This is a genomic window from Herbidospora cretacea (assembly GCF_001570605.1).
Taxonomy (GTDB): Bacteria; Actinomycetota; Actinomycetes; order Streptosporangiales; family Streptosporangiaceae; genus Herbidospora; species Herbidospora cretacea.
Map to the genome: position 1 here is coordinate 680,034 of NZ_BBXG01000001.1, position 7,386 is coordinate 687,419.

The following is a 7,386-nucleotide window of genomic DNA, read 5'->3' on the forward strand; positions in this document are numbered from 1 at the left end:
GGGGGTGGGTCCGGTGGGGTTCACGGACACGATGGAGATCACGGCGTACAAGCCGGGGTCGATGGTGGAGGTGCGGCATACGGGGTCGGTGGTGAAGGGCGGCGGGACGTTTCTGGTCACTCCCCTGGCGGGTGGGCGCAGCCGGGTGGAGTGGGTCGAGGACGTGGAGTTGCCGTGGGGGGTGCTGGGGCGGGCCGGGTGGGTGGTGGCGCGTCCGGTGGTGGCGGCGGCGTTGAAGGTGTCGCTGGAGCGGCTGACGCGGCTGGCCGCGAAGGGTTAGGAGCCTGGGGGCAGGGCGGCTTTGGTGCGGGCGCGCAGGTGGGTCTCCTCCCCCGGCTGGGTGTGGAGGGTGAGGGTGAGGCCGGTGCGGGCGGCGACGGCGAGGATGTCGAGCAGGGTGGTGTACTGCTCGGGGGGTTCGGCGCTGAGGAGGTCTTCGGCGTTGACGATGATGAGGTGGGTGGTGCCGGCGCGGAGGGCGTCGCCGAGGGAGTCGGCGTAGGCGTCCCAGTTGCGGCCGAAGTAGTCGGGGAAGCGCAGGACCCGCGCCGTCTCGTCGAAGAGGGCGGCGCGGGTGCGGCAGGCGCGTGCGTCGATGACCGCCGGGGCGGGGCCGGTGGTGAGGGTGAGCCAGGGCGGCAGGTCGGCGGTCATGGGCGTGGTCCTAGAGGCGGTAGAAGTTGGCGTAGTGGTCGGGGGTGAACCACGTGGCGCCGGTGCTCTTGTTGACGACGATGCGGTAGGCGTCGCGGGCGGCGCCGCGGGGGCGCGGGTAGACGTCGTATTCGTAGTAGGTGGCGTTGGTGGGGAGCTGGCCTTCGCGGTTGTAGTGGCGGCCGCCGGTGTAGTTGTGGAGGCCGTTGGTCCAGGTGTACCAGCCGGCGGTGGTGGGGTAGCCCTTGGCGCGCCAGGTGGTGTTGGCGGTGCGGGCGTCGGCGCAGCGGGTCTGGGTGCAGCTGCTGTAGACGGCGGCCTGGGCGGGGGCCGGGGCGGCCACGGCGATGAGGGACATCAGGGTGGCGAGGATGAGGGCCAGGCGGTGCGGGGTGTGCACGGGGCCTCCTTGGGGGGCGTGATCGGTCATCCGGAAGGATCACTTCAGGGTGCGGTCAGGTGCACTGTAAGACGATCAACGGGCGGGTGAACAGTGAGGGGCGGTTTCGGGGTGGCCGTCTGGTGGGTGTTCACGGTGGTGGGCCGGTGGGGTCCTTGACGGGGTTGTCAGGACGGCGGGCGGGGGTGCGGGAAATGCGTTGCGGGATTGTCGGTGGGCGGGTCTAGGGTCGGTTGTCGTGGCTGAGGAACCGTTGATTCGCGCGCGTGGGCTGGTCAAACGCTTCGGGGGGTTCACGGCGGTCGACGGGATCGACGTGGCGGTGGAGCGGGGTGAGGCGTTCGGTTTCCTGGGTCCGAATGGGGCGGGGAAGTCGTCGACGATGCGGATGATCAGTTGTGTGTCGGCGCCGACGGCGGGTGAGCTGCGGATTCTGGGGATGGATCCGGTGCGTGACGGGGTGGCGATCCGGGCGCGGCTGGGGGTGTGCCCGCAGTTGGGCAATCTCGACACGGATCTGTCGGTGTTCGAGAACTTGACGACGTATGCGCGGTATTTCGGGTTGTCGCGGGCGGAGGCGCGGCGGCGGGCGGGTGAGTTGCTGGAGTTCGTGCAGTTGGCGGATCGGGCGAAGGGGAAGGTGGAGCCGCTGTCGGGTGGGATGAAGCAGCGGCTGCTGATCGCGCGGGCGATGGTGAACGATCCGGAGATCATGCTGCTCGACGAGCCGACGACGGGGCTGGATCCGCAGGCGCGGCATCTGTTGTGGGAGCGGCTCTACCAGTTGAAGCAGCGTGGGGTGACGCTGGTGCTGACGACGCACTACATGGATGAGGCCGAGCAGTTGTGTGACCGTCTGGTGGTGATGGACGGCGGGCGGATCGTGGCGGAGGGGTCGCCGCGGGAGCTGATCGGGCGGTATTCGACGCCTGAGGTGGTGGAGTTGCGGTTCCCGGCGGGGCTGGACGCGGTGGGAAAGCTGGAGGGGGTGGGTGAGCGGGTCGACGCGCTGCCTGATCGGCTGCTGGTGTATGCGCGGGACGGGGACGCGGCGGTGGCGGAGGTGCATCGGCGGGGGCTGGAGCCCTCCAGTGTGCTGGTGCGCCGCTCGACGCTGGAGGATGTGTTCCTGCATCTGACCGGCCGGACGCTGGTGGAGTGATGGCGCATCCGGCGGTGACTTCTGCGGTGACTTCTGTGGTGACTTCGACGGTGAGTTCGACGGTGGCGGTGCTGGAGCGTCATCTGACGCTGTACCGGCGGCTGTTCTGGGCGTCGGCGTTCTCCTCGTTCCTGCTGCCGGTGCTGTTCCTGGTGAGCATCGGGCTGGGGGTCGGCGGTTATGTGGGTGATCTCGACGGGGTGACCTATCTGCAGTGGATCGTGCCGGGGGTGATGGCCTCGACGGCGTTCCAGATGGCGGTGGGTGAGACGACCTATCCGGTGCTGGGTGATTTCAAGTGGACGCGGGGTTATCACGCGATGCGGGCCACGCCGGTGCGGATCGGGGAGATCATCGCGGGTCAGGTGCTGTTCATGGTGGTGCGGGTGCTGCCGCAGACGGTGGTGTTCCTGCTGGTGGTGCTGCTGTTTGGCGGGTTGCGGTCGTGGTGGGCGGTGGTGACGCCGGTGGTGTGCGCGGCGGTGGTGGTGGCGTCGGCGCTGCCGGTGATGGGGTTCGCGTCGAGGATCGACAACGACGGCTATTTCGCGCTGCTGTTCCGGTTTGTGATGATCCCGATGACGTTGTTCTCGGGGGTGTTCTTCCCGGTGGCGCAGTTGCCGGTGGCGGCGCAGTGGCTGGCGTGGGCGTCGCCGCTGTGGCATGGGGTGGAGCTGTGCCGGGCGGCGACGCTGGGGGTGTGGCCGCCGTGGCCGGTCTGGGCTCATGTGCTGTGCCTGCTGGGGTGGGCGGTGGCGGGGGGCTGGTTCGCGTGGCGCGGGTTCACGCGCCGGTTGGCGGTGTGATGTCGGGTGGGTGATCTCCGGTGATGACGGTGATGGTGGCCGGGCGGGCGGTCCGGCGCGGGATCTCGGCTGGCCGGGTGGGTGCGGTGCTGGGCCGCAATGTGGGGGCGTTGCGGTCGGGGCCGGCGTATTGGCTGGTGCTGTTGTCGGGGTTCTTCGAGCCGCTGCTGTATCTGCTGTCGATCGGTGTGGGTGTGGGGGCGCTGGTCGGGGCGGTGCCGGTGGGTGGCCGGATGGTCGACTACGCGGTGTTCGTGGCGCCGGCGATGCTGGCGGTGTCGGCGATGTCGGGGGCGCTGGCGGAGACGACGTTCAACGTGTTCTTCAAGTTCAAGTACGCCCGGACGTATGACGCGGTGCTGGCGACGCCGGTGCGGCCGGTGGAGATCGCGCTGGGTGAGCTGACATGGGCGGTGGTGCGGTGCCTGTTCTATTCGGTGCTGTTTTTGGGGGTGATGGTCGTTCTGGGGTTGACGTCGGTGGGTGGGGCGCTGGCGGCGTTCCCGGCGGCGGCTTTGGTGGGGGTGGCGTTCGGGGCGGTGGGGATGGCGATCTCGACGTTCCTGCGGGGGTGGCAGGATTTCGATCTGCTGACGACGGGGCAGTTCACGCTGTTCCTGTTCTCGGGGACGTTCTCGCCGGTGCGGGACTATCCGGCGGTGTTCGAGGTGGTCGTGTCGGTGACGCCGCTGTATCACGCGGTGGAGCTGGTGCGGGGGCTGGCGGTGGGGCCGGCCGGGTGGGGGCTGCTCACGCATGTGGCGTATCTGGTGGTGATGGCGGTGGCGGGGTTGTGGGTGGCGTCGCGGCGTATCGAGAAGTTGCTGCTGGTGTAGCGGAGGCCCGGACGGCGGCGACGGTGGCGGCGATGGCGGCCTGGCCGATGAGGTGGGGCGGGGTGGCTCTGCCGGTGAGGTCGAGCAGGAGGAAGCCGGTCCACAGCGGGGTGAGGGCGGCTCCGGCGGCCAGGCAGGTGGTGTGGCGGCGGGTCCAGCCGGGGCGGGTGGCCCAGCGGGCGATGACGAGCGTCGCGGCGGCCAGGAGCAGGACGCCGACGGCCAGGCCGGGCCAGGTTTCGGGGCGCAGGGTGTGGGCGGTGACGGCGAGGGCGGCGGCGAGCCCGGCCTGCCAGGGGCGCGGTGCGGCCGGTGCGGCCGGGGCGGTGGGTGCCGGGCGCTCCCCCGCGGCCTTCGCCGGGTGCGGCGCGGCGGGCCCGGCGACTTCTCGGCCGGTGATACGAGCAGCCGCACCCGCGCCGCCCTCTTCGACGAGACGGCGCGGGTCCTGCGCTTCCCCGACTACTTCGGCCGCAACTGGGACGCGTGTGGACCGCCCTTCCCTGGCGCCGCCGTGGTGGTGAACAGGCCGGCCGGGACCGGGGTGATGCTGGGGGTGCCCGGTCGTTTCGCGGCCGGTGGCCCGGAGGCGGCGGGTGGGCCCGAAGCGGTGGGCGGGCCTTGAGGGGGCGCTGGGCCGGGGGCCGGTGGGGCGGAAGCTGAAGGCGGCCACGAGCAGCAGCGCGACCACCACGGCGGAGAGGCCGAGCTGGAGCGGGGTCGCCTGGAAGTAGGTCTGGTGGTCGGCGTGGATGAGCCAGGATCCGGCGGCGAACAGCAGGGTGGTGACGGTCAGGCCGGGGGCGCGCAGCCAGGGGGTGGTGGCGCGGTGGCGGGCCAGGGCTTCGGTGAGGGCGATCGGGAGGGCCAGGCTGGTGATGGCGTGGCCGGTGGTGAAGGTGAGGATCAGGCCGGGGTCCAGGCCGAGGGCGGGCAGGTAGGTGGGGGCGGCGGTGAAGTCGTGGCCGTCGAAGGACGGGTTGAACAGCGACTGGTCGATGATCGCGGGCTGGAGCACGCCGTAGGCGAGGGCCAGGGTGATCATGGTGGGCCAGCCGCGGCCGGTGCGGCGGGTGACCTCGCGGATGAGGAGGGCGGCGCCGCCGTACATGGGGGCCAGCACGATCAGGCCGGGCAGGGCGGAGGCGGGGACGTTGCCGATGAGGTATTCCCCCATCAGCGGGGCCAGGAGGAACAGTCCGGCGGCCAGGGCGATCCGGGTCATGGACGGCACCGTAGGCGCGGCGAGGGCGGCGGCGGATCGGGCGGCGGGCTGGGCCGGGGTGACTTTGGTCGGGTGGGTGCGGGGCGCGGGGGCGACTTTGGTGGGGGTCTAGAGTGGGGCGCCGTATGTACTCATCGGATTCTGGCCCTGTGGGGCGTTTGGCGGCGTTCGGGAATCAGCTCGTCGAGGTGCACCTGTGGTTGCGCGAGGAGCTTGACCGGCTGGTCGACGGGGATGCGGGCGCGGGGCGTGATCTGCGGGCCCACTGCCTGGCTTTCTGCACGGCGCTGGAGCGCCATCACGTCGGCGAGGACACTCTGGGGTTCCCGGCTTTGGAGCGGGACTTCCCCGAGTTGGGGCCGACGCTGGAGTTGCTGCGGCGTGACCACGACATGATCTCCGGGATCCTGTCCCGGCTGGCCGCTCTGGCGGGTGAGCCGGGGGGCGCGGAGCGGTTCGCCGGGGAGGTGGCGGGGCTGGCGGCGATCGTGACGTCGCATTTCGCCTACGAGGAGCGGACGATCGTGGCGGCGCTCAACCGGCTGGACATCCCCGAGTGGCGGGACACTCCCCCGGACTTCCTGCGGCGGCTGGCGTAGGCCCGCGCCGGAGAGCCAACCCCCCGTAGGCGCGGCGGGCTGGCGGCAGGATGAGTCGTGGGGTCAACCGCAGAGGTCAACCGCAAGAGTAAGAGCTCCTAACAGAATGAGGTGAGTCGTCGCCAGCAGATGAGGGCGCAGGCCAGTTTGAGGAAGGCCTCGTGAATGTCCGCCCGGGCTTCCCAGCGGATCCGTAATCGCCGGAAAGCGTGCAGCAACGCGAAGGTCTGCTCGACGACCCAGCGCTGTCTGCCCAGGCCGGAGCCGTGCGGGGTGCCTCGGCGGGCGATGAGCGGGCGGATCTGAAGGGCGCGGACCAGGCGGCGGTACTTGTCGTGGTCGTAGCCGCGGTCGGCCAGGACGGCATCCGGTCGTTGCCGGTGCCGGCCGCGCTTGCCACGGATCTTGGGGATCGCGTGCAGCAGCGGTAGCAGCTGGGTGACGTCGTTGCGGTTCGCGCCGGTCAGGATCACCGCCAGCGGGATGCCGCCCGCGTCGGTGATCAGGTGGTGCTTGCTTCCGGCCCGTCCTCGATCGACCGGGGACGGGCCGGTCTGCGGCCCCCTTTTAACGCTCTGATCTGGGAGGAGTCCACCGCGGCCCGGGACAGGTCCAGGACGTCGGCACTCCGCAGCCGGTCGAGCAGAATCTCATGCAGCCGCTGCCACACCCCGGCCCGGTTCCATTCGTCCAGGCGCCGCCAGCACGTCATGCCCGACCCATAGCCCAGCTCTTGCGGCAGGTGCTCCCAGGCGATCCCGGTATGCAGCACAAACAAGATGCCCTGCAGAGCCAGCCGGTCATCCAGCCGCTTGCGACCCGGATGCCGTACCCGGCGTGGACGACGGGGCAGCAACGGCTCGATCACCGCCCACAGCTCGTCGTCGACTTCCCACGGCTTGAGCTTGGCCACCTGCAACGCCTCCCGCTTGGCTACAGCGAGAGATCAAAGCACAACGGAAGTCATTTTGTTAGGAGCTCTAAGTCGCAGAGGTCAGCCGCAAGGTGGGCCGATGGGTCAGCCGGTGAGTTCGCGGGGTCGCTCGGCGGGGTCCTCGGGTTCCGGGGCCGGGGTTCGGCGGCGGCGGAGGTGGCGGACGATCTCCACGACGGCGGTGACGGCCAGGGCGATGCCCAGGCCGAGCAGCAGGCCCTTGAAGGGGTTGTCCTCGAAGGCGGCGCCGCCGATGTAGCCGATGAGGGCCGAGTACAGGGCCCAGGAGATGACGGCGATGCCGTCGAAGAAGGCGAAGCGGTGCAGGGGGTAGCGGACGACGCCGGTGGTGAGGGTGACGGCGGTGCGGCCGCCGGGGATGTAGCGGGCCACGACGAGCAGCAGGCCGCCGCGTTCCTGGAAGGCGGCGTGAGCCCAGCGGATGGCGGTGCGGTGCTGGAGGCGGCTGCCGCCGGCGCGGCCGATCTGGTAGGAGATGTTGTCCCCGATGAAGGCGCCGGTGGCCGCTGCGGCGATGACCAGGCCCAGGTGGGGGGTGCCTTCGGCGGCGGCGAACACGCCGGCGGTGATGACGGCTGTCTCGCTGGGCACCACGGGGAAGAACGCGTCGATGACGGCGATGGCCAGCAGGGCGGCGTAGATCCACGGGGAGGACATCACCTCGTGCAGGAGGGTCATGATGGCGTCGGTCATGGCAGCCGACATTAGGGACATGGGGGGTGGGGGCGCTCCCGGCGATGGTCGGGCGG

At 70.7% G+C, this 7,386-nt stretch carries 10 protein-coding genes and 1 pseudogene; 6 read left to right on the forward strand and 5 right to left on the reverse strand.

The features are described 5' to 3' along the window. On the forward strand, positions 1–280 hold a 280-nt coding region (locus tag AW270_RS02380), incomplete at its 5' end, for an SRPBCC family protein (RefSeq protein ID WP_245674537.1). Here AW270_RS02380 and AW270_RS02385 read toward each other — a convergent pair. After that, complete coding sequence (locus tag AW270_RS02385; RefSeq protein ID WP_061290011.1) at positions 277–654, reverse strand: barstar family protein; 378 nt, start codon at positions 652–654, stop codon at positions 277–279. The two genes, AW270_RS02380 and AW270_RS02385, sit on opposite strands and share 4 nt — an antisense overlap. 10 nt (positions 655–664) lie before the next feature. Next, entirely contained in the window at positions 665–1,054 is a 390-nt protein-coding gene (locus AW270_RS02390) for a ribonuclease domain-containing protein (RefSeq protein ID WP_218009049.1), read from the reverse strand. A 238-nt stretch (positions 1,055–1,292) separates the two neighbouring features. On the opposite strand from AW270_RS02390, the gene AW270_RS02395 reads away from it, so the two are divergent. The 4 genes from AW270_RS02395 (at position 1,293) to AW270_RS42030 (ending at position 4,483) form a co-directional block, all read left to right on the forward strand. Next, positions 1,293–2,216 (forward strand): ABC transporter ATP-binding protein, encoded by a 924-nt coding sequence (locus AW270_RS02395; protein WP_061290017.1) that lies wholly within the window; start codon positions 1,293–1,295, stop codon positions 2,214–2,216. After that, the gene (locus tag AW270_RS02400) at positions 2,216–3,022 is read left to right on the forward strand and encodes an ABC transporter permease (RefSeq protein ID WP_082801250.1); all 807 of its coding nucleotides are present in this window, start codon (positions 2,216–2,218) and stop codon (positions 3,020–3,022) included. Before AW270_RS02395 ends, AW270_RS02400 begins: the two co-directional genes overlap by 1 nt. A 23-nt stretch (positions 3,023–3,045) precedes the next feature. Beyond that, positions 3,046–3,858 carry an ABC transporter permease gene (locus AW270_RS02405; protein ID WP_061290192.1) on the forward strand — a complete coding sequence of 271 codons (813 nt, stop codon included), beginning with the start codon at positions 3,046–3,048 and terminating at the stop codon, positions 3,856–3,858. A gap of 361 nt (positions 3,859–4,219) precedes the next feature. Continuing rightward, complete coding sequence (locus tag AW270_RS42030) at positions 4,220–4,483, forward strand: barstar family protein (protein ID WP_369408971.1); 264 nt, start codon at positions 4,220–4,222, stop codon at positions 4,481–4,483. A gap of 54 nt (positions 4,484–4,537) precedes the next feature. Here AW270_RS42030 and AW270_RS42330 read toward each other — a convergent pair. Beyond that, positions 4,538–5,083, reverse strand: a pseudogene (locus tag AW270_RS42330) (AF_0692 family protein); the annotation flags it as partial. A gap of 149 nt (positions 5,084–5,232) precedes the next feature. On the opposite strand from AW270_RS42330, the gene AW270_RS02415 reads away from it, so the two are divergent. Beyond that, the gene (locus tag AW270_RS02415; RefSeq protein WP_218009050.1) at positions 5,233–5,682 is read left to right on the forward strand and encodes a hemerythrin domain-containing protein; all 450 of its coding nucleotides are present in this window, start codon (positions 5,233–5,235) and stop codon (positions 5,680–5,682) included. A gap of 98 nt (positions 5,683–5,780) precedes the next feature. On the opposite strand, the gene AW270_RS37390 is transcribed toward AW270_RS02415, so the two are convergent. Continuing rightward, positions 5,781–6,595 (reverse strand): IS5 family transposase gene (locus AW270_RS37390; RefSeq protein ID WP_439649029.1). Its coding sequence is split into 2 segments (ribosomal slippage): positions 5,781–6,238 and positions 6,238–6,595, totalling 816 coding nucleotides; the frame shifts between segments, so codons are not numbered across the junction. Positions 6,596–6,700: 105 nt separating this feature from the next. Next, on the reverse strand, positions 6,701–7,330 hold the full coding sequence (locus AW270_RS02430; protein ID WP_061290031.1) for a DedA family protein: 630 nt from the start codon (positions 7,328–7,330) through the stop codon (positions 6,701–6,703). Positions 7,331–7,386: the final 56 nt, after the last annotated feature.

Excerpts from the sequence above, each read along its gene's own strand:
- AW270_RS02385 (WP_061290011.1), bottom strand. The coding sequence starts at position 654 with ATGACCGCCGACCTGCCGCCCTGGCTCACCCTCACCACCGGCCCCGCC.
- AW270_RS02400 (WP_082801250.1), top strand. The coding sequence starts at position 2,216 with ATGGCGCATCCGGCGGTGACTTCTGCGGTGACTTCTGTGGTGACTTCG.
- AW270_RS02405 (WP_061290192.1), top strand. The coding sequence starts at position 3,046 with ATGACGGTGATGGTGGCCGGGCGGGCGGTCCGGCGCGGGATCTCGGCT.
- AW270_RS02430 (WP_061290031.1), bottom strand. The coding sequence starts at position 7,330 with ATGACCGACGCCATCATGACCCTCCTGCACGAGGTGATGTCCTCCCCG.